The following is a 21,148-nucleotide window of genomic DNA, read 5'->3' on the forward strand; positions in this document are numbered from 1 at the left end:
TCAGCAAGACTCCTAATCGTTAATTTCAATTCTATTTTATTTCAGCATTTATGCTCTGATTTTGTTCAAAGATTAATAAACTCTTGCTCAAAAGTAAAAGCATTTTCAATCCATTGTTGATCATAAGTGAATTTAGAAAAATCTTGCTGTATTGTTTTTGCAAATTGTTGAAAAAAATCAAAACAAATCACATCAAAACGACAATAAAACTGTTGGAATTGTGGATGAGTATTTAAAAAGCATAAAGCAGATTTCATAATCTTCTTTTGTTTAGAGAGTGAAATCGTTTCACATGATTGTGCATATTGAGTCGCAGAGCGTGCTTTCACCTCCACAAAGATCAATTCTTGATCCTTTTGTACAATCAGGTCAATTTCCCCATATCCACAATGATAATTCGTGACAATGAGCGCAAAACCTTGAGCTTGTAAAAGTGCTAAGGCCTGTTGTTCTGCCCATTGTCCTAAATTTGCTTGCATATTCTTTGCCATTACAAGGTCTTAATGCCTTTTCTGGTATTTTCATAGCAATGTGGAATACGCTGAATATGATTATTGCTGATTTTAATCAACCCTGTACGCCCCTCAAATTCAATACTTTTTAAATTCGGTTCATCTAAATATTGTTGAGCAATATGCCAGGTATCACCGCCAAAGGCCAATAGCCGTTGATATGGCATGGAAACAGGATTGTGTTGATAGGCTTTAATCACATCTGACCATCCCGGATCATATAAAGCGGGTGCATCACAAAACCTCGCACCTTTGGGAATGGGTTCATGTTGTTCAATGGCATTCGCTAGTACATAGACATTTTTATTCGGCAGCTTGGCCAGACTATTGAGCCATTCATTATTTCCGAGCAGTAATAAACTGCTTTGTTTATTCAACTTTTCAGGTATTTCCTCGACAAGAGTTAAGGGATAATCAATTTGTGAAACTAAAGACATGAGAAAAAGTTCACTGTCGACTTCTGTTCCCGGTTGGCGAAAAACATAAAGTTGCTTAATTTTATCTTTCTGCAAAATTTGATTCAGCGCATAAGCATCATCTTTCTTGGATAGACTGAATTGCCAGACATTATCCGATTGATCAGTCACTTCATTTAAAGCCAAAACACGAACTTTGGGTTTGCTTTTGATTAACCCTTCCACCTCATTGCGTGCTAAAGGCCCAATCACCATCTGGGTTTTTTTATTTACATTTATTTTTAGTAGCTGGGAAATTTGTTTTTTATCCGAGTTTACAAATTTAATCGGAGTTTTCTGACCTGATGCTTGATAAGCACTCATAAAACCCTGTTTGACACTCAATCCGGCTCGCGCCATAGGGCCCGATTCAGGTAAAATGACCAATACTTCGGCTTGTGCTTGGTTAAAAATGCAATACAGGATGAAGCCCATCAAATTATTTTTATTATTCAACATTGGAGAAACCTTATGAGTGCTCAGTTATTTGTTGTAGCGACCCCAATTGGGCACTTAGATGACATCACTTATCGTGCAATTAATGTTTTGAAGTCTGTAAGTATTATCGCGGCAGAAGATACGCGTACTTCTGCTCAATTATTAAAGCACCATAATATATCAACTCCACTGACTGCGTGTCATGAGCATAATGAAAGTAACAAAATTGATATATTGATCCAAAGATTGCTAAATGGCGAAAACATGGCATTAATTAGTGATGCAGGTACGCCGCTGATTAGTGACCCGGGTTTTAAACTGGTTCGTGCCGCGCAAGAGCATAATATTCGCGTGGTTCCTGTGCCAGGTGCTTGTGCAGCGATTGCCGCACTCAGTTCTGTCGGTTTGCCGAGCGACCGTTTTAGCTTTCAAGGCTTTTTGCCTTCGCGTCAATCGCAGCGTCGAATTCAGTTAGAAAAGTTAAAAGATGAAACTCAAACTTTAATTTTTTATGAAGCACCGCATCGTATTTTAGAGTCAGTTAAAGATATGGCTGATATTTTTGGTGCAGACCGTCCGGTTGGTTTTGCCCGTGAAATCACTAAAACTTTTGAAACCATCAAAAAAATGACTTTGGCAGAGTTGATTCAATTGATTGAATCTGACCATAACCAGCAAAAAGGTGAAATTGTATTAGTTATTGGTGGTGCAACGGTAGAAAAGGATTTAGATCAAGAAAAACTGGATCAGTTATTGACTCGTTTATTGCAAGATTTATCGGTAAAAGCAGCTTCACAATTGGCAGCTGATTTGATGGGAATCAAAAAGAAAGTGGCGTATCAACGTGCTTTGGAACTCACCAATCAAGAATAAAAATGAGCCAGTAAAAAGTAAAAAAGCATCACTTCTGTGATGCTTTTTTATATCCCTTACAAAAACCAAGCAAAGGCAGGATTAGTCTTTTGCAGATTCATCCGCAGGGACTTCAACAATGCGACCACCACGTGCAAGGAACGCAGCAACTTCATCTTCCAAGGCTTGACGCTGTTTCAGTTTAGCAGTTACGGTTAAAGTTTCTGCTTCAGCCAAATCGCTATCAGTTAGCGCAGGTTCACTGGCAGACGCCCCTTTTTCAGCAGCCTTCGCTTCATCCTCATCTACCGCAGTTTCTTCTACTTCATCGTAGTCATTCATATCTGTCATCTCTATTTCTCCCCACAAATGACTTCTATAGTTCCAATGTGAATTGGTTTTGAATTAGGAAGAAATTTAGCAATCTCTGATCGTTTCGCATAGAGTTAAATGCAAAAAAAACGTATCTTTTTTAATCAAAAAAGTAAACTTATATGAATATTTGTACAAAAATCAGCTTTTCAGTCTCAAACTGCATAACAAGTGTCTTTTAAGACCTGTAATCCGTTGGCTTGAGACATAAAGGCATCTTTTAAGGCTGCGTGTTGCTCCACTTGTTTTAAGCCGAAATTTCGCGCCCAGACTACAGGGAAAAGTTGTGTGGTTTCCATCCAGCCAATCGCAGACATGCTATGCATCATGGCATCATTCTGTCCTTTGCGATGGTGTTCATAGCGCAGTAAAGTTTGTTCATGTGCCCATACGCCACGCTTTTTGTCATGCAATAATGCATCACATAAAATGGCAGCATCTAAACAGCCAATATTTACCCCTTGCCCAGCAAGCGGATGAATTACATGTGCAGCATCGCCAATCAGGGCTAAGCCCGCTTTCACATATTGCTGTGCAGCACGTGCTTTAAGCGGGAATTGTGCCCGTGGTGTAGCTTCTAATACCTCACCTAGCATGTGATGACTCTCACGTGTTAAAAGTGCAGTAAAAGCGGCATCATCAAGAGCTGCATATTGTTCTGCATAATCGTCCGGCAATGTCCACACAATCGATTGCCAATAGCCGTCCTGTTCCGGCTTTAAACTTGCCATGGGTAAAAATGCCAATGGTCCGGTTTCAAGGAAAATCTGACGTGCCACATGCTGATGCGGCTGTGCAGTTCGAATGGCGCAAGTCAAACCTGCCTGCTTGTAATCGAGGATATCCAGGTCAATAAAAGCTTGTTCCCGGACAAATGAGTTTGCACCATCGGCACCAATCACCAGTTTGGTTTTAAGCGCTGTACCATCCGCCAAGTGAATATGCCAGATGCCCACACCTTGTTCTACGCGTATGACTTTGACTTGAGTGCGGTAATCTTGCAGCTGTTCCAGCATTTTTTGCTGAATGGCTAAATTCAAAACACTCGGCTCAACCATCGACCCTAAAGTCTGTTCAGCACTGGGTGTGTTTTGGCTGGCTTGTCCAAAATTAATTTCACCATAGCCGTTTTTATTCCACACCTGCATGCCGCTATAGGGCATCTGACGGGCAAGCTTCTCCCACACATGCACTGTTTTGAGCAAATGAATGGTAGCTTGGCTCAGTGCCAAAACACGTGGGTTTGCAACAGAAAGAACTTTTTGCTCATCTAAAACAGGTGCAGCATCGAGTACCGTGGCCTGAACACCACCTTGTGCAAGCAGCAATGCGGTTAAACCACCCACCAAGCCACCGCCAATAACAACAACATCTAGCACATCTAGAACTTCACTCATGCTTTTAGCCCCATTGCGTAATTTGCCACCAATGGCTTCACGCCAGGAATCATGTCAAAAGCAAGTAATCCGGTATTACGGATCAATTTGAGCACAGGGTTTTGGTTACTAAAGCCACGTACCACAGTGTCGCAGAACTTGATTACACGTTGTTGATCAGTTAATCGTGCCTGCTCGTAAGCAAGTAACATGCTTGGCTCACCAATATCTTCAGATTTAGATAATTGCTCTGTCAGAGAACGCACCAATACATAAGCATCACGCATACACAAGTTAAAGCCTTGCCCGGCAACGGGGTGAATGGTATGTGCAGCATTACCCATTAATACCACACGCCCGACTGCCTGTTTTTCGGCAAGCACTTGGGACAATGGGAAACTAAAACGGCGACCGGTTTTTTGGAACTTGCCTGCTCGGTCACCATAGGTTTCTTGTAAGGCATCCAGGAAATGTTGATCATTTTCTTCACCGAGCCATTCCGCTTCAGTTCCTTTTTTCACTGGCCAAACCACTGAACGGCGGTATTCACCCGGTAAAGGTAAAAGTGCTAAAGGTCCAAGCGGACTAAAACGTTCAAAACCAACGTGGTGATGTGGCTTAGATGTTTGTACTGTGGTGACAATCGCGACTTGATCATAATCATGTTCATCTGCGCCAATGCCTAAAGCTTTACGGCAGAATGAATCACGACCATCGGCAGCAATCACCAGTTTTGATTGTAAAGATAAAGTTTTTTCACCGCGTACAGCTTCAATATGGGCTTGATCAGCATCTTGCGTGAGTGAAGTGACTTGTACACCATCAATCAATTCAATCAGCGGCTGTTTTCTAACTTCCGTTAGAAGTACACGACCGAGCCAGGCATTTTCAATGACTTGTCCAAAGCTTTCGACTTTTTCTTGTTCAGCTTTTAGTCGAGCCTTACCAAAGCTGCCTTGCTCTGTAATATGCACTTCCAGAATTGGAGTGGCATGCTCTTGCAAGGCATTCCACAAACCGAGTTCTTGATAGATTTGAACACTGCGACGTGACAAGGCACTGTTTCGCGCATCAAAACTGGAGTGATACGGGGCAAGATTGGCATCATCATAATTTGGGTATTTGATGGCTTCGAGCAGTTTGACTGCAATATTTGCTTTGGCTAACATCAAAGCGAGGCTTAGCCCCACCATTCCACCACCAACAATGATGACCTCTTGTTGCATGTTTTGATCCTTTCTATGCGATATCTAAAACGTCTAGATATTTATAATCTTGATTGATTTTATATTAGCTCAAAAATTTTCATTTTTATAATGAATTAAAGCTTGGCTTATAAATGATATGAAAGTTCGGGTAAATTTCGATTCTACCACTTTCTATTGATGAAAAAATTTCAACAAGAATACATATAAACTGCAATGTCTCATCATAAAAAAACGGAGCTTAAGCTCCGTTTTTTTATAGGATCAATGAGGTCAGCAAAATAAGCCAATGATATAAATTACGGAAAAATCGGCTTAATGAGGATTGAAGTTGATGTATTCCGATCGTTGTCTGTTAACGCACAATTCTTGTCTGAGGCTCATGATGTACTGATTTACTTAATTTAGTTCCTGTATAGATCAAATAAAGTGCAGACAAACCAACCAAGACATAAACAATTCGAGATAGAGTGCTCATTTCACCAAAGATTGCAGCGACCAAATTGAAGTCAAACGCACCAATTAAGCCCCAGTTGATGCCACCAATAATGGTTAAAGCATAAGCAATCCAGTCTAGAGTATTTAATCTCATAATTTTTCTCCCGCTCTTCTTTAAGTTTATTTGAGGATCAGAGAAAGTATGAGAAGAAAAGTAGATTTAATATGTTGCTTTGATGCTAAAAACCGATTTTCTATGTTGAATTAGTGTGATGTTATAGAATTTAAATTTTAACTTGGTTAGTTTTATTTGAGTTATTCGCGATCAACGTAAATTAAATCACCTCTCGTCTTCAATGAGTATCAATTCGAATTACATTAAATATTGCGATTCTTCCTTAATCTCATCTCAGAAGAATTAAAACGTATCAAACGATCCTATTGATTAGAAATAATTGTGATGACAAGTAAATACGTGCATGTAATATATGCACTGCAAAAATGCAGTTGGTTTTTATTGAAAGATCTAAAAGCCGTGCACCAAGCATATTACACTTTTAATAAAAAAGCCGATCATCAGACCGGCTTTTAATACTAAAAAATTGCTTAGGCTACTTTGGCCTTCGCCATCAACGCTTCAATATCTTCTACTGTTTTCACCACATCTTTGGTCAGTACCAGTGGACCGTTTTCAGTGGCTACCACATCATCTTCAATACGGATACCAATACCACGCCATTTCGCATCTACAGTTTCATCATCTGGTGCAATATATAGACCCGGTTCAACAGTGACGACCATGCCTTCTTCATAGGCACGCCATTCACCATCAATTTTATATGAACCAACATCATGCACGTCCATACCCAACCAGTGACCAGTGCCATGCATATAGAACTGGCGGAAAGATTCATTACGGATAATTTCTTCAATATCGCCTTTCATCAAGCCAAGCTCAACCAGACCTTCAACCATAATACGAACAGCAACATGATGCGGTTCTTTGTATGAATTACCGATACGCACAGCATCAATCGCTGCAAGTTGTGCTTTTAAAATAAGTTCATATAACGCTTTTTGCTCAGGGCTGAATTTACCATTGACTGGAAAAGTACGGGTAATATCAGAAGCATACAATTGATATTCACATGCTGCATCAATCAGGACTAAATCTCCATCGTTTAGCGCTTTGTCATTTTCCACATAATGCAGAATGCAGGCATTTGCTCCGCCACCAACAATGCTGTTATAGGCAGGTACGCAACCATTTTTACCAAAGATATAATTGATTTCTGCTTCAAGTGCATATTCCATCATGCCCGGACGTACAGTTTGCATGGCACGAGTATGCGCTTCGCTACTGATGTTCGATGCAAGTTGCATCAACTTAATTTCTTTTTCGGATTTGTGCAAACGCATCTCATCTAAAATACGATCCAGCTGAATCACATTTGCAGGTGCAGAGGTACCTCGACGTGATTCACCGTTGGCCTCAGCAATCCACTTGGCTACACGCGCATCAAAATCAGCTTGCTGACCAATACGATAGAACAATTTCTGTTTATCGAGCAATTTCTCGATAATTTCTTCATCTAACAGATCGATCGCGTAGGCTTCATCAGCCTCATAATCATCTACTGCACCATCTACACCGGCACGGTAACCGTTCCATATTTCCATTTCACGGTTACGTTCACGGCAGAACAAGCTATAAGTATAACCTTCATCAATCGACTCAAATGTCTCAATGACAGCCACTGCTTCAGGTTCTGCAAATCCCGTCAGATAGAAAAAGCTGCTGTCCGCACGAAATTTATAATCTGCATCACGGTTACGCATAGCAACCGGACTGGTGGCAATAATCGCAATACTGTGCGGACCCATTTCTTCTGCCAGGCGGTCGCGACGTTCCTGAAAATCTGCTTGAGTCAGTTTCATCATTAAGTTTACTTTTGTCTTTTATGAGTGGAGGTTATAACTTTTTAAATAGCCTGTTGTTGAACCAGAATCGCCCGAATTAGCTCGGACGATGTGGTGTAAACATTTCTACAACACTGCTTGCATCTATTGAAGCTGCACTTTTCAATTGAGGTTGAAGCTTTTTCAGCAACGGCGTTTCTGCAATTTCTACTTTCTTTCGTCCCAATGACAGGCTAACAGGAATCAAGCGCACAAATTCATAAAGTTCCTGATAGCTTGCTTCGCCCTCTTCATCATCGTCAGATTCTTCAAACTCGACTGCTGCAACATCTTGAAGATGTTCAATCCATTCGACTTCATCTGGACGGATATGACCTGAAGCCAAACCGAAACCAAGTACAACCCCGGCACACCAATCTGCCAACGCTTGTACACGATCCGCAAGAACGTGTTCGTCATCCGGAAGCAGTGGTAAATAGTCCAGTTCATCGTCTGATAAAGCATGAGAAATATCTTCCGCTTCATCTGCGAGCAAATTCAGCACTTGTTCATCCAATGCTGGAATTTCAAGGGTTGCTAAAATTTGTTGCCATTCATCGCTGGTTGGTGCCTGAGTAACACAAACAATACCCGTAAGTAATCCATGTAACTCACTTGGGCTTGAAATCTCTTCAATTTTTGAAAAATTGTGGTGCCATTCCGACCAACCTGAAATATCGTCTTGCATTCGTTTATCCAATCTCTATACTTCGTATATATTACCTTTGTTTGCAATACTGTGCGACTACCATATGTTAGAAGAATTACAGCGTCTACAGGCGCATATTGGCGTTTTAAAAACGCGACTTACGCATTATGAAAGTGAAAATAGTGCACTCACCGCGGCAAAAGAAAATTCTGCCGAGCATCATCATGCCCAAATTGTGCAAAAGAACGGCATCATTACCAAGAAGCAAGAAGAAATAGATGATCTTAGTGAGCAATTAAGCGATGCACGCTCCCAGTTCAAGCAATTGAATACGGATGCGACTTCTTTAGCTGATCGTTATAGTCGCTTGGAAAAAAGTTGTACCGATCTTAAAAATCGTTTTCAGGAAATTCTTGCTGAACGTAATGAATTACGTGTCATTAAAGAAAAAATGCAAAATGAACAACGTCTTGCTCAGCAGGAAATTCAAGCTTTGCAGCAGGAACGAGAAAGATTGTTACAAAAAAATGAGCATGCCAAGGCCAAGGTTGAAGCGATTATTCAGCGCTTGTCTATTTTAGGGACTGCTCAAGATCAGCACGCGCAAGAAATCCAACAACTTGCTCACCCAACAGAAGCCAATGAGGACATTTAAGCATGAGTGAACAAATTGCTGTTGAATTGCGTGTATTGGGACATAATTTTCGTTTAGCCACCACTGAAACTGAAAAAGCTGATTTGGAACGCGCAGCTGAATTGTTAAATGAAAAATATGATGATTTTCGTCGTAAAGCCCCACGTCTAGAGCCGACTAAACTAATTATCATGGTGGCTTTAGAGCTGATGCAAGAAGTGCTCGCGATGAATAAATCATTGCAAGAATATGCTCACTGCGAGCGTTTGTTGGCGACCATTTTAGAAGATGTGGATGATTTGGCTTAATTTTTGTTAAAATTGGGCAAAGTATCAGCAGTTGAAATCTAAGTTTACAGTTCCTGCACACGGATGATTTGCCAATACGTGATTATTGGTTATACTTATCCCATCTCTGAGATGTTCGCCAGCGAGTCAGATTCCCCTGAGCCGATATCTACACCCCCGGATGCGTTCTGTATATTTAGAGTGTATGCCTGCCTTCGAGTAGGAAACCCAGCAAGTATGCGCCGCGTCCACCTTGAACTTTAGGGTTCAAGGGTAATGACATGCAGCGGCATCTTCGGAGTGTTTATTTAATTTAAAAATAATAACTTAAAAAAATACAGCTAAATTCAAAGCCATCTATCTTTATTATTAATTAGTACATTCAAAATAAATCATCCCCTAATTTTCTAAATGCTCTTTATTTCACTCACTTTGTTGGGATAATTTTAAATTTTTTATGCTTTTTTGCCTTTAAAAACCATTTCATGATTTAAGCTCAAAAGATTACTGTACAGATTGGGTGTCGAGAAAATATAAAATAATTATGCTGAATTTTCACATAATGATATAGATCACACACATACTCCAAAATAATAAAAAATTCTGAAATATAAATAAGATATAAATTTTTTAATCGTACATATCCCTACATAGCTCGCTCCAATCTACCTCATTGTAACTAGATTAATGTGTCACTCTTACCAGATCGAATCTTCGGCAATTAAAACAGAGAATAACTATGTTTGTTAACAATACAGCACCTACTAAAAAAGCTTCTTTTAATCAATTTTCAAATAAAGTTAACGAAACTGCTCAGCATTCTAATACCAATGAACAGTCTCCTAAGCCTGCTCAAGAAGAGCAAACAAAGCCTAAAGACCAGCCAGATCAAAAAGAACAATCAGAGAAAAAATAGCCAACTGCGAAATAATTTAATTTCTGAATCAAAAAAACCCACGAGATGTGGGTTTTTATCATTCATCAGAAACACTATAATTGAGTTAAATCAACTCAAACAATTAAGATTAAAAGATATTTTTTAAGCAATAATATTTAATCTTGCAACCACCCAATTTAGAAATAATTTTTTATTGTTGAAATCTGGAGCTGCCACAGCATCCATTAATATCCATGATTTATTAAAATTAAGTGTAAATTTAAATGGTTTATAAGATTCAAAATCACCAATGTTATGATCATTAAGTTCGAAGAAAAAATCTTTCAACTTATCAAATTGGTTATTCATCTTATAATCAGGAGTTACTTTTAAAAAATTATAAATTTGTTCTATCGCTACCAGTGAATTTGTATTGGGCATTTTAACCTTTGAGTGTTTTTTGAGCCTGCAGTATGACACATATCTAATCAAAAGCCCGAACTTTCAACACAATAGATGAAAAATACCCAAGATTTTCATCTTGGGTACGCTATATAAATAAATGCCTAGCTTTTCAGTCCTATTCAGACTTTTGCAAACGTAAGGCATTAAGCACGACTGACAAAGAACTGAGTGACATCGCCACAGCTGCAAGCATCGGTGTCAATAACAGACCAGTTAATGGATAAAAAATTCCCGCAGCCACTGGCACACCTAAACCATTATAGACAAAAGAAAATGCCAAGTTCTGCTTCATGTTTTTCACGCCCAGTTTCGCCATATGAATAGCATCAGCCACACCGCGGATATCCCCTTTAACCAAGGTGACTTGGGCCGTTTGCTTGGCAATATCGGTACCATTCCCCATTGCAATCCCGACATTGGCTTGTGCAAGTGCAGGAGCATCGTTAATACCATCACCTGCCATTGCCACAACTTTCCCTTGGGCCTGATATTTTTTCACAATGTCTAATTTTTCGGTTGGTGTACAGTTGCCATAAACATGCTGAATTCCTAGTTCTGCCGCGATCAGTTTTGCATTTTGTTCATGATCACCTGTCGCCATGACTACTTCTATGCCATCCGAAATCAGTTGATCAATCACTTGATGCGCATTGTGTTTAATCGCGTCATGAATCGAGATATAGGCCAAAACCTCTTGCTCATTGGCCAAGAAACTAATCACATTACCTTTAGATCGTTGCTGATCAAGTTGTACTTGAATAGTTTCATTTAACTTTAAGCCCAGTTGATCGATGAGTTTTTGGCTGCCCACATACAATATTTGATTTTCAATCTGCCCTTTCACCCCAAAGCCGGTGACATCTTCAAAATCATTGACCTTAATCAGTTGATTATTCGGAACAAGCTTTGTCAAAGTTTGTGCAATCGGATGAGTTGAATATTGCTCAATCGATGCAATCCATTGTTCCACCTGAGCTTGCTCAACATGCTCTGAAAGCAATTTAATCTCTTTCAGGCTCGGTTTACCTTCGGTCAAAGTTCCAGTTTTATCAATAATTAAGGTGGTGACTTTGCTTAAGGCTTCAATGGCTTCAGCATCCTTAAACAACACCCCTTTTTGTGCCGCGCGACCTGTGGTTGCCATGACTGACATTGGCGTTGCCAGACCTAAAGCACATGGACATGCAATAATTAAAACCGCTACTGCGCACATGAGTGCCAAATCAAACTGTGCTTCGCCAAAAACCATCCAGGCAATAAAGGTCAACACACTAATTGCAAGGACGATCATGACAAAATATTTAGCAAATACATCAGCCAGACGTTGCAACGGCGCTTTGGAACGCTGTGCTTCTGCTACGGTTTGAATCATTTTCGCTAGAGTGGTATTGGCACCAACTGCTGTTGTGCGTATACGAATACTACCCTGCTGATTCACTGTGCCACCAATCACCCGATCATCGACTTCTTTTTTAACGGGTACAGGTTCACCCGTCATCATCGCTTCATCGACATAGGTTTTGCCTTCCACCACAATGCCATCCAGTGGAATCTGATCACCTGAAGAAATCTGCAGGATATCGCCCTGTTTCACCATGCCAATATCCACTTCCACCACCTGATCATGCTGCACCAGTTTTGCAGTATGCGGTTGCAGTTTCAACAGTGATTTTAACGCATCTGCGGTTTTGGCACGGGCTTTCAGCTCCATGATTTGCCCAAGCAAACTCAAGGACACAATCATACAGGCCGCTTCATAATACACGGCGACCCCATGACCGGTTTTCGCCTGCATCGGAATCAGTGATGGAAAGACTGTTGCGACAACACTGTAAATAAAGGCCGCCAACACCCCGACACCAATCAGGCTCCACATGTTCAGGTTGCGGGTTTTATAAGAGATCCAGCAACGCTCGATAAACGGCTTACCCGCCCAAAGGATGACTGGAATAGATAAAACCAGTTCAATCCACGGCTGAATATGTTGCGGAATAAAGGCATAGATGTGCGAACCCATTGCCAATACAAATACGATTAAAGTGAGGGGCAATGTCATCCAGAAACGATGACTGAAATCGACCAGTTCGGGATTCGGTGCATCATTTAAAGTCGGTTGCATCGGTTCCAAAGCCATGCCGCAAATCGGGCAGGTTCCCGGTCCTTTTTGTACAATTTCAGGATCCATTGGACAGGTATAATCCATATCCGCTGCACCTTCAGGTACAGGTCGCTGATCCGCAGGAATCAAATAAAATTCAGGATCAGCCTTAAACTTCTCTAGGCAGGATGGATTACAGAAATAGTAAGTTTCGCCCTGGTAATCTGTTTTTAAATCAGTTGAAGTATCTACCGACATGCCACACACAGGGTCAATTTCCGAACTATGTGATGATGAAGGATGAGTTCCGCCACAACAGCTAGATTTCTTTTCTTCAACTGCCGCTTTTGCTGTTGAAGCACAACAGGATGATGCTTTCTGATTGCTTTTTAGATATTGATCTGGCTGCTGATTGAATTTATTCAGACAGCGTTCCGAACAAAAATAATAATCCTGTGATTCAAACTGCGTATGAAATTTAGAATCTGTTTTGACCTGCATACCACAGACTGGATCTGTGAGCGTTTGTGTATTTTCATACACATTTTTTTGATCTGCTCCATCACAACACGATTTTTTTTCATCTGCTTTGGATTTAGATGCACACCCACATCCCGAAGCTTTGGGTTGATCTTTTTCTAAATACTGCTCAGGATTTGCCTGAAATTTATTTAAACAGTTCTGACCGCAAAAATAATACTTTTTTCCTAAATATTCAGTATGCGGCTTGGATAAATCCGTCACGGTCATGCCACAGACGGGATCAATATATTCCTTTTGTTGTGCTTTTTGACTACCACAACATGAAGATGATAGCGCTGCCACTTTGGCTTTATTTGCACAACCACAACTTGAAGTTGATTTATTTTTTGTTGAGAGATATTTTTCAGGATTGCTGGCAAAATTCTTTTTGCAGCCATCGCAACAGAATAAATATCTCTCCCCCTGATATTCAAAATAATATGCTGTATTTTCAGAGACATTCATCCCACAAACAGGATCGGTTTTAACCAATTCAAGCCCTGAATCCTGTTTTTTACAGCAAGGAGATTTTTGTTGCTCATTCATCAGACTCACCTATTTTATTCTTTAATTGTGCTAGCATAAAGTCTGTACCTAGGTACAGAGTCAAGTCATATTGAGGATGTTTTATGCTCACCATAGGAAAACTTGCCAAACAGTGTCATGTCAATGTCGAAACCATTCGCTATTATCAACGCATCGGTTTAATGCGGGTACCTGAAACCATGCAGAGTTATCGTTATTACAATGACAAAGACATTGAAACTTTAAGCTTTATTCAAAAAGGTAAAGATGCAGGACTACAGCTCAGTGAAATACAGGAATTGCTGCAACTTCAACTCGATGATCGGGAACAAGTTCGGCATGTCATTGAACAACGATTAGAAAAAATCGATCAAAGAATTCAGGAATTACAAGCGCTAAAGACCCGTTTAAGCAGTTGGGTGGATGAATGTAAAACCACCAATGAAAGCGGTTGTCCGATTTTGAAAGAACTTAAAAACAGGTAAACTCTATTTTCGATGAATATTTTTGTATTTTTTGGGGACAAATAAGTGATGTCAGTAGATTTAAAAATTTTACGCAAGCAACTTCGACATCAACGTAGAGCCATTTCTCCTTTTGTACAAAAGCAATCTCAACAACGGGTGCTAAACCAGCTACTACGCCTTAAACAATTTCAATACTCAAAAAAAATTGGCGTTTATCTGCATGCCTTTGGTGAAATTCAGACCAGACAAATCATTGAATATTGTTTTAAACAGCATAAAGATGTTTATCTGCCGATGATTTGCACTATGAATAAGCAATTGCACTGGGTCAAAATCACGCAACAGCAATACCGAAACAATCGATTTTCATATCACCCCCTTGGCATGAAAGAACCGGTGGCGAGTCGTGGTTTACATGTATCTAAACTCGACCTGTTAATCATCCCTTTACTTGCATGTGACCTCTATGGCACACGTATAGGCATGGGTGGTGGCTTCTACGACAGAACCTTGGCCAGTGCAGGAAAAACCCCTTTTCGTTTAGGGATTGCTCATGACTTTCAACTCATTCAAGCACGCTTACATCGCGAAACTTGGGATCAACCGCTGGATGCTTTAATTACACCCTCAAAATATTTACATTTCAAACGCTAAACTGGTATTTTTGACCACTAGGAACACTTTAAAATCACACATTTACTCATTTTTTATACATTTTCATTGCCCCTACCCTTGTAATTTTTGAAATACACTTCACTATAAAAATATGGCAACACCGTTGTTACTCATTAGGAGTGCCCATGTCTGAAATTATTATGAATCAAGAAACCTTAGCTACACAGGTTCCAAGCGTATTACCGCTTTTAGCGCTACGAGATGTGGTGGTTTATCCTCACATGCAAATTGCGTTATTTGTAGGTCGTGAAAAATCGATCAAAGCAGTTGACGTGGCTCGTAACAGTGACAATCTCGTATTTGTAGTTGCACAACAAGATTCTCTTACAGAAGAAATTGATCACGACAACTTATATCAATACGGTACTGTCGCGAAGATTGTGCAAGTTGTGAATCATGAAAATGATGAAAACTGTATAAAAGTACTCATTGAGGGTTTACAGCGTTCTAAACTGGTAAAAATCATCGACAACGATGAATATTTATCGGCCGAACATGCGATTAGCCCGATGACAGTTAATGTTGAAGCTGCGTCTCAAGAAACACGTGTGCAAGAACTGCGTGCTTTATTTGCACAATATGCAGAAGCAAAATTACGTAATGCACGTGAATTGATTACTGCTGCAAATAAAATCGATGATTTATTGCAACTGTTGTTCTTCGTGGCCACTCGTGTCCCGTTGAACATCGATGTAAAACAAAAGTTCCTGGAACACGATGACTTTGAAGCACATTTGACTGAGCTCATGACTTATTTGTTACAACAGTCTGAAGAACAACAGATTGAACAAACCTTGCATGACTCAGTAAAACGCCAAATGGAGAAAAACCAGCGCGAATATTTCCTGAATGAAAAAATGAAGGTAATTCAGCGCGAACTTTCCGACATGAACGGCGGTGCTGAAGATGATGTTGCTGAAATTGAACGTCGTCTTGAAGAAGCTGACCTACCTGAACACGTGCGTAAAAAAGCGGAATCTGAATTCCGTAAGCTAAAAGCAATGCAACCTGCTTCAAGTGAAGCTGCTGTGGTGCGCAATTATATCGAGGCGATTTTAGATACGCCTTGGAATAAAGCCAGCAAAGTCAGCATTAACCTGAACAAAGCACAAGAGATCTTGGATGCTGACCACTATGGTCTAGATGAAGTTAAACAACGTATTGTTGAATACTTGGCTGTTCAATCACGCGTTAAAAAACTTAAAGGTCCAATTCTTTGCCTGGTTGGTCCTCCAGGGGTAGGTAAAACTTCACTGGGTGAATCGATTGCCAAAGCCACAGGTCGTGAATTTGTGCGTATGGCTTTAGGTGGCGTGCGTGACGAAGCGGAAATTCGTGGTCACCGTCGTACCTATATCGGTGCGATGCCAGGTAAAATTGTACAGTCTTTGACAAAAGTAGGCGTAAAGAACCCATTGTTCTTGCTCGACGAAATTGACAAGATGGCGCAAGACTACCGTGGCGACCCTGCTTCTGCTTTGCTTGAAGTGCTTGATCCATCACAAAACAGCAAGTTTAACGATCACTATTTAGATCTTGATCTTGACCTTTCTGAAGTGATGTTCATCTGTACTGCAAATAGCATGAATATTCCTGAAGCTTTGCTTGACCGTATGGAAGTGATTCGTCTACCGGGTTATACCGAAGAGGAAAAAGTCAATATTGCTGAACGTTACTTGGTTCCGAAAGCCATTAAGGACAACGGTTTACGTGCTAAAGAATTGACCATTCATGAAGAAGCCATTCGTGACATCGTGCGTCGTTATACTCGCGAAGCGGGTGTACGTAGCCTTGAACGTGAAGTATCAAAAATCGCGCGTAAAGTCGTGAAAGAAGCGGTGAGTAAAAAAGCCAAGAACTTGCATATCGATGTGACTGCTGAAAATCTGTCTGATTACCTAGGCGTTCATAAGTTCGACTTCGGTATGGCAGAGGAAGAAGCGCAAGTGGGTCGTGTAAATGGCTTGGCGTGGACATCAGTCGGTGGTGAATTGCTTTCCATTGAAGTTGCTGCGGTAAAAGGTAAAGGTAAATTCATTACCACCGGTTCACTCGGTGATGTCATGAAAGAATCCATTACCGCTGCAATGACTGTGGTTCGTACCCGTGCAGATGCACTCGGTATTGAGGCTTCAAGATTTGAAGAAACCGATATCCATGTGCATTTACCTGAAGGTGCAACCCCGAAAGATGGTCCATCTGCAGGTTTGGCATTAACCACCGCCTTGATTTCTGCCTTCACTGGCATTCCAGTTCGTGCTGATATTGCCATGACGGGTGAAACCAACCTGAGTGGTCGTGCAATGCGTATTGGGGGCTTAAAAGAGAAACTTTTAGCTGCACATCGCGGTGGCATTAAACTGGTGTTTATCCCTCAAGAAAACGTCCGTGACTTGGTGGAAATTCCAGATAACGTGAAAGCAGGTCTTGAAATTAAAGCAGTGAAAAGTATCGATGAGATCTTGCCATTTGCCTTAATCGAAACACCGAAACCTTTGCCAAAAAATCCGATTGTAAAACCGGTTGAAGAAAGCAAAGCTGCACGTCATTAATCGTATTTAGATACAAAAAAGAGAGCTTCGGCTCTCTTTTTTTATGATGAAAAGTTTTACTATATTAATAAAGCATACGCTTGAAAAATGTACATCCGACCCTCATTTATTATTATAGAGACACAGATGCGCTGTAAGTTTCTGATTAACAAGTTATGTGAATGGTCATCTACATCTCCAGGTGGATGACCTTTTGATCGCAGTCCCAGTATCCATTCAGGGGCTGCGTTTTTTATGCGTTCTTTATCAGTCAGATTGAACCATTAAACTATAAGCCAGCCCGTCTACCACATTGGCCATTTTTCCAATATTCAGTGTTTTCAAACTATCACCATGAGTGTGGTAATGCTTATTTCGAAAAGAAGCGGTATCGGTAATCATCATTGCGGGAATCCCGAATTTCCAATAATTCACATGATCAGAAAATTCCATTGCTGATACAAAAGACGGTGCAGCCACTCTCTGACATTCTAAACGATTAAATATCTGCATCGATTCACAGTAATTTGTCCCCAAATCATAAGACTGTAGATTACTCACTGCCGCAATAAAATTACCATGCCTTGGATAGACCCACTTCAAACCCACGGGATATTGCTGCACAAGATTTTCATCATAGTAGCCAATCATCTCTAAAATATAGACACCTTGAATTTGATCCTTTTGTGCCTGTACTGATTTGGCATGAACATAACTTCCCATCTGCTCGGTTTTAAAAAATGGCGGTTCTTGCAAGGTATAAAATACAAATTCGACATTATTGGCGAGCTGCGATTTTTGCTGCGCCAAAATACGTGCCGTTTCAATCACCCCTGCAACACCGGAAGCATTGTCATCTGCGCCCTGTTGCTCCCCAAACACATCATAATGCGCACCGACAATCACTTTGGCAGAATGACCGGCCGTTAACGTGCACACGACATTTCGATAACCCAAACCATTCACCGAATAATTTTGATACTGGCATGGAACACCAAACAAACGCATTTGTTCTTTAATCCATGCAGAAACGCGTTGTAATTCTGCTGTATTTTTATAATGACGATATCCCTGCTCGCCTATAATTTGCTCCATATAGACCTTTAAATTATCGGTACTGGCTGGTGTTACGCTAGGCAATGCCCATGTCGAAGTCGTAAAAAAAAGAGTGCCAAGAAAAGTGCTCAACCATAAGCCCAAATTTTGATTATTTTTTAATCTCATTTAAATATCTATTCCCCTTTTATTATTTGTGTTTAATCCCTTGTTGAAGATTAAAGCAGCATCTCGCACGACTTTTCAATTTCAATTTGTTGCTCAAAATAAGTAAAACCAGTTTTAGTGTTTATAATAAAGATGACTTTCAAATCATCGAATCTTATGAAAATCCGTATTATTACCATCGGTCAAAAAATGCCAGCCTGGGTACTCACTGGTTTTGAAGATTATTTCAAACGTATTCAGCCTTTTGTGCAAACTCAGATTATTGAATTACCCATGGCAAAACGCGGGAAAAATGATTCGGAAGCGGATATTTTAAAATATCGCCAGATTGAAGGTGACAGCATTCTGAATGCACTGAAGCACAATGAAACCCTGATTGCACTTGAAGTCGGTGGCAAAGAGTTCAGTACTGAAAAGCTGGCTGAAACCATGAAAGGATGGATGCTTGAAGGCAATGATGTGGTTTTAGCAATTGGTGGTCCAGACGGTCACTCAGAAGCGGTGCGTAAAGCTGCTGCATGGCACTGGTCATTGTCTAAGCTAACCTTGCCTCACCCGATGGTTAGAGTCATGCTGATTGAGCAGCTATACCGCGCAATGAGTATTAACAATAATCATCCTTACCATCGTGCAGGTTAAATCAGCAGATTGAATGATTCATCTTAGTTTTTTAGAAAGCTGAAATAGCGTAATTGTTAACTTTTTGTCTTGATGAGAAAATCATATAACTCATTTTCTCATCGTTGCATTTATGCAACAACATGTTGAAATAAACTCTATTTATTCCATATCTTCTTTTTGGCATCATAACCATTACAACCCCAGTCGATATTATTTGAATTAGGCGCATCGTCATGAATTTACAAACTTTACCCGGTTTATTTATTTCACATGGATCGCCCATGCTTGCGCTTAATCCAGAGCAAGTTGGGCCGGCTTTAGAGCGCTTGAGTTTAAACTTCCCTAAACCTGAAGCGATTATTGTGATGTCAGCACACTGGGAAAGTAATGCGCTAGAAGTCAGTAGCAGTGTACGTCCTGAAACCTGGCATGACTTTCGTGGCTTTCCCGCTGAACTTTATGAAATCCGCTACCCTGCGCCCGGTCAACCAGAACTTGCTGAAGAAATCCTACATCTTTTAGCAGATGCAGGCTTGGCGGCTCATGCCAATAGCACCCGCCCTCGTGATCATGGGGTATGGATGCCATTGCTGCATATGTATCCAGAGGCAGATATCCCAGTGGTAGAAATCTCGTTACCAATGAACATGTCTGCTAAAGATATTTATAAAATTGGTCAAACACTGGCTCCACTTCGTGAAAAACAGGTGTTGATTATTGGTTCGGGTAGCATTACCCATAACTTGGCAGAGCTTGCTTGGCGGGGTGAACCGGCCGATGTACCCGAATGGGCATCGACTTTCCGTAATTATGTGGTCAACAAACTGAACCATGACGATTATGAGGCAGTACTGGATTGGCAAACTATTCCCTATGTGCAACGTAATCATCCGACCTTAGAACACTTTGCACCACTCTTCTTTGCGATGGGAACAGGTCATCGATTTAGCATTGTGCATAGTAGTTTCAGTATGGGTTCACTCGGTATGGATATCTATCGTTTTGATTAATTCATAACTTTTTATTAATAAACAACAAAAATTTAGTTATGGATACATTTTGATACTTAACTCATCAGAATGTATCCATATTTTTTGAATAACAATACGATATCCTCATAAAAATTCTTCAAAACCAAGTACTTTTAACATGAAACTTAAATTTTTAGCGATTGCCCTTTTCCCACTCACGCTTGCAGCTTGTCAATCTGGTGATATTCAAAAAGTTGGAGATGTTGCTGTGTCTGTACTGCAACAACAAAATGCAGATAAAACCCTTGCTTCGTATCAATGGAGCAGCAATACCGGCAATGCGCCTAAACCTTTAGTGCTTAATTTTGATGATCAAGGTCGCTTGAGTATTGCAACCAGTTGTAATGGCATGGGAAGCAGCTGGAAAGTGGAAAATAATCAGATTGTAACGGGTCATTTAATGGCTACCCAAATGGCGTGCCCAGAAGCATCCATGCAACAGGAAAGCGTAGCATCAGATTTATTTAATAACCGCAAAGCACCTTTTGTTTTAGATTTAAAAGATCCGCAAAACCCAACGTTAACCGTCATTTCCGCTACAGGTCAAAAATATGTTTTTACTGGAAAAATGACACCTGAAACAAAATATAACGCTCAGGCTGAAATCATTTTCCTGGAAATTTCACCTGAAACTAAACCCTGTACCGGTGTTGGACCACAAACCTGTTTACAAGTCCGTGAACTCAAATACAACGACAGTGGCGTCAAAACCCAGATAGATAAAGACTGGACTTTGTTTTACGACCAGATTGAAGGTTTTGAGCATAATCCTGCTGAACGCCAAGTGATTCGGGTAAAGCGTTATGAAATTAAAAATCCTGCAGCCGATCAGTCTAAATATGCTTATGTGCATGACATGACCGTAGAACGTGCAACTGTAAAATAATTCTGCTTATTTCAGATATAAAAAAACCGATGCCTAAGCATCGGTTTTT

At 40.4% G+C, this 21,148-nt stretch carries 21 protein-coding genes and 1 other RNA gene; 11 read left to right on the plus strand and 11 right to left on the minus strand.

The window, feature by feature from the left end:
- Nucleotides 1-65: 65 nt before the first annotated feature.
- Together B9T23_RS00455 and B9T23_RS00460 are read right to left on the minus strand one after the other, a co-directional pair.
- Nucleotides 66-491, minus strand: a complete 426-nt coding sequence (locus tag B9T23_RS00455) for a YraN family protein (RefSeq protein WP_228145881.1) — start codon at nt 489-491, stop codon at nt 66-68.
- The gene (locus tag B9T23_RS00460) at nt 491-1,426 is read right to left on the minus strand and encodes a penicillin-binding protein activator (RefSeq protein WP_086192353.1); all 936 of its coding nucleotides are present in this window, start codon (nt 1,424-1,426) and stop codon (nt 491-493) included. Before B9T23_RS00460 ends, B9T23_RS00455 begins: the two co-directional genes overlap by 1 nt.
- Nucleotides 1,427-1,438: 12 nt before the next feature.
- Here B9T23_RS00460 and rsmI point away from each other — a divergent pair, with 12 nt between their 5' ends.
- Nucleotides 1,439-2,278, plus strand: a complete 840-nt coding sequence (gene rsmI, locus B9T23_RS00465) for a 16S rRNA (cytidine(1402)-2'-O)-methyltransferase (RefSeq protein ID WP_086192357.1) — start codon at nt 1,439-1,441, stop codon at nt 2,276-2,278.
- Nucleotides 2,279-2,359: 81 nt separating this feature from the next.
- Here rsmI and B9T23_RS00470 read toward each other — a convergent pair whose 3' ends face one another.
- The 6 genes from B9T23_RS00470 to B9T23_RS00495 all read right to left on the minus strand — a co-directional run bounded on the left by B9T23_RS00470 (nt 2,360) and on the right by B9T23_RS00495 (nt 8,295).
- Complete coding sequence (locus B9T23_RS00470; RefSeq protein ID WP_067724080.1) at nt 2,360-2,608, minus strand: hypothetical protein; 249 nt, start codon at nt 2,606-2,608, stop codon at nt 2,360-2,362.
- A gap of 176 nt (nt 2,609-2,784) precedes the next feature.
- Entirely contained in the window at nt 2,785-4,026 is a 1,242-nt protein-coding gene (locus B9T23_RS00475; protein ID WP_086192359.1) for an FAD-dependent monooxygenase, read from the minus strand.
- Nucleotides 4,023-5,231 (minus strand): 2-octaprenyl-6-methoxyphenyl hydroxylase, encoded by a 1,209-nt coding sequence (gene ubiH / locus B9T23_RS00480; protein WP_086192362.1) that lies wholly within the window; start codon nt 5,229-5,231, stop codon nt 4,023-4,025. Before ubiH ends, B9T23_RS00475 begins: the two co-directional genes overlap by 4 nt.
- Nucleotides 5,232-5,565: 334 nt before the next feature.
- On the minus strand, nt 5,566-5,802 hold the full coding sequence (locus B9T23_RS00485; protein ID WP_067724077.1) for a DUF378 domain-containing protein: 237 nt from the start codon (nt 5,800-5,802) through the stop codon (nt 5,566-5,568).
- 452 nt (nt 5,803-6,254) lie between these two features.
- A complete protein-coding gene (gene pepP, locus B9T23_RS00490) occupies nt 6,255-7,586 on the minus strand; it encodes a Xaa-Pro aminopeptidase (protein ID WP_171263035.1) in 1,332 nt (443 codons plus the stop codon).
- 79 nt (nt 7,587-7,665) lie between these two features.
- Nucleotides 7,666-8,295, minus strand: coding sequence for a UPF0149 family protein (locus B9T23_RS00495; protein ID WP_086192370.1), 630 nt, complete (start codon nt 8,293-8,295; stop codon nt 7,666-7,668).
- Between the two features lie 64 nt (nt 8,296-8,359).
- Here B9T23_RS00495 and B9T23_RS00500 point away from each other — a divergent pair, with 64 nt between their 5' ends.
- From B9T23_RS00500 to B9T23_RS16710, 4 genes are all read left to right on the plus strand, one after another.
- Nucleotides 8,360-8,911, plus strand: coding sequence for a hypothetical protein (locus B9T23_RS00500; RefSeq protein ID WP_067724074.1), 552 nt, complete (start codon nt 8,360-8,362; stop codon nt 8,909-8,911).
- 2 nt (nt 8,912-8,913) lie between these two features.
- Nucleotides 8,914-9,198: a cell division protein ZapA gene (locus B9T23_RS00505; RefSeq protein ID WP_067724073.1), complete on the plus strand. Its 285-nt coding sequence runs from the start codon at nt 8,914-8,916 to the stop codon at nt 9,196-9,198.
- Nucleotides 9,199-9,298: 100 nt separating this feature from the next.
- Nucleotides 9,299-9,482, plus strand: a non-coding RNA gene (ssrS, locus tag B9T23_RS00510) — 6S RNA.
- 434 nt (nt 9,483-9,916) lie between these two features.
- Entirely contained in the window at nt 9,917-10,093 is a 177-nt protein-coding gene (locus B9T23_RS16710; RefSeq protein ID WP_155859807.1) for a hypothetical protein, read from the plus strand.
- A gap of 123 nt (nt 10,094-10,216) precedes the next feature.
- On the opposite strand, the gene B9T23_RS00515 is transcribed toward B9T23_RS16710, so the two are convergent.
- Nucleotides 10,217-10,495 (minus strand): hypothetical protein, encoded by a 279-nt coding sequence (locus tag B9T23_RS00515; RefSeq protein ID WP_067724072.1) that lies wholly within the window; start codon nt 10,493-10,495, stop codon nt 10,217-10,219.
- A 139-nt stretch (nt 10,496-10,634) separates the two neighbouring features.
- Entirely contained in the window at nt 10,635-13,685 is a 3,051-nt protein-coding gene (locus tag B9T23_RS00520) for a heavy metal translocating P-type ATPase (RefSeq protein WP_086192372.1), read from the minus strand.
- A gap of 83 nt (nt 13,686-13,768) precedes the next feature.
- Between B9T23_RS00520 and B9T23_RS00525 the strand changes: the two genes are divergently transcribed.
- The 3 genes from B9T23_RS00525 (at nt 13,769) to lon (ending at nt 17,358) form a co-directional block, all read left to right on the plus strand.
- Nucleotides 13,769-14,149 carry a MerR family transcriptional regulator gene (locus B9T23_RS00525; protein ID WP_086192375.1) on the plus strand — a complete coding sequence of 127 codons (381 nt, stop codon included), beginning with the start codon at nt 13,769-13,771 and terminating at the stop codon, nt 14,147-14,149.
- Between the two features lie 48 nt (nt 14,150-14,197).
- Nucleotides 14,198-14,785, plus strand: coding sequence for a 5-formyltetrahydrofolate cyclo-ligase (locus B9T23_RS00530; RefSeq protein ID WP_086192378.1), 588 nt, complete (start codon nt 14,198-14,200; stop codon nt 14,783-14,785).
- A gap of 146 nt (nt 14,786-14,931) precedes the next feature.
- Nucleotides 14,932-17,358 (plus strand): endopeptidase La, encoded by a 2,427-nt coding sequence (lon, locus tag B9T23_RS00535; RefSeq protein WP_086192381.1) that lies wholly within the window; start codon nt 14,932-14,934, stop codon nt 17,356-17,358.
- Nucleotides 17,359-17,604: 246 nt separating this feature from the next.
- Here the strand turns inward: lon and B9T23_RS00540 are convergent, their stop codons facing one another.
- Entirely contained in the window at nt 17,605-18,561 is a 957-nt protein-coding gene (locus B9T23_RS00540) for a M28 family peptidase (protein WP_086192384.1), read from the minus strand.
- A 156-nt stretch (nt 18,562-18,717) separates the two neighbouring features.
- Between B9T23_RS00540 and rlmH the strand changes: the two genes are divergently transcribed.
- The 3 genes from rlmH (at nt 18,718) to B9T23_RS00555 (ending at nt 21,099) form a co-directional block, all read left to right on the plus strand.
- On the plus strand, nt 18,718-19,200 hold the full coding sequence (rlmH, locus tag B9T23_RS00545; protein ID WP_067724067.1) for a 23S rRNA (pseudouridine(1915)-N(3))-methyltransferase RlmH: 483 nt from the start codon (nt 18,718-18,720) through the stop codon (nt 19,198-19,200).
- Nucleotides 19,201-19,415: 215 nt separating this feature from the next.
- Nucleotides 19,416-20,192 carry a dioxygenase family protein gene (locus tag B9T23_RS00550; RefSeq protein ID WP_086192386.1) on the plus strand — a complete coding sequence of 259 codons (777 nt, stop codon included), beginning with the start codon at nt 19,416-19,418 and terminating at the stop codon, nt 20,190-20,192.
- A gap of 139 nt (nt 20,193-20,331) precedes the next feature.
- Nucleotides 20,332-21,099 carry a DUF4377 domain-containing protein gene (locus B9T23_RS00555; protein ID WP_086192388.1) on the plus strand — a complete coding sequence of 256 codons (768 nt, stop codon included), beginning with the start codon at nt 20,332-20,334 and terminating at the stop codon, nt 21,097-21,099.
- The last annotated feature ends 49 nt before the right edge of the window (nt 21,100-21,148 follow it).

It is taken from the genome of Acinetobacter terrae (assembly GCF_002135195.1).
GTDB lineage: Bacteria > Pseudomonadota > Gammaproteobacteria > Pseudomonadales > Moraxellaceae > Acinetobacter > Acinetobacter terrae.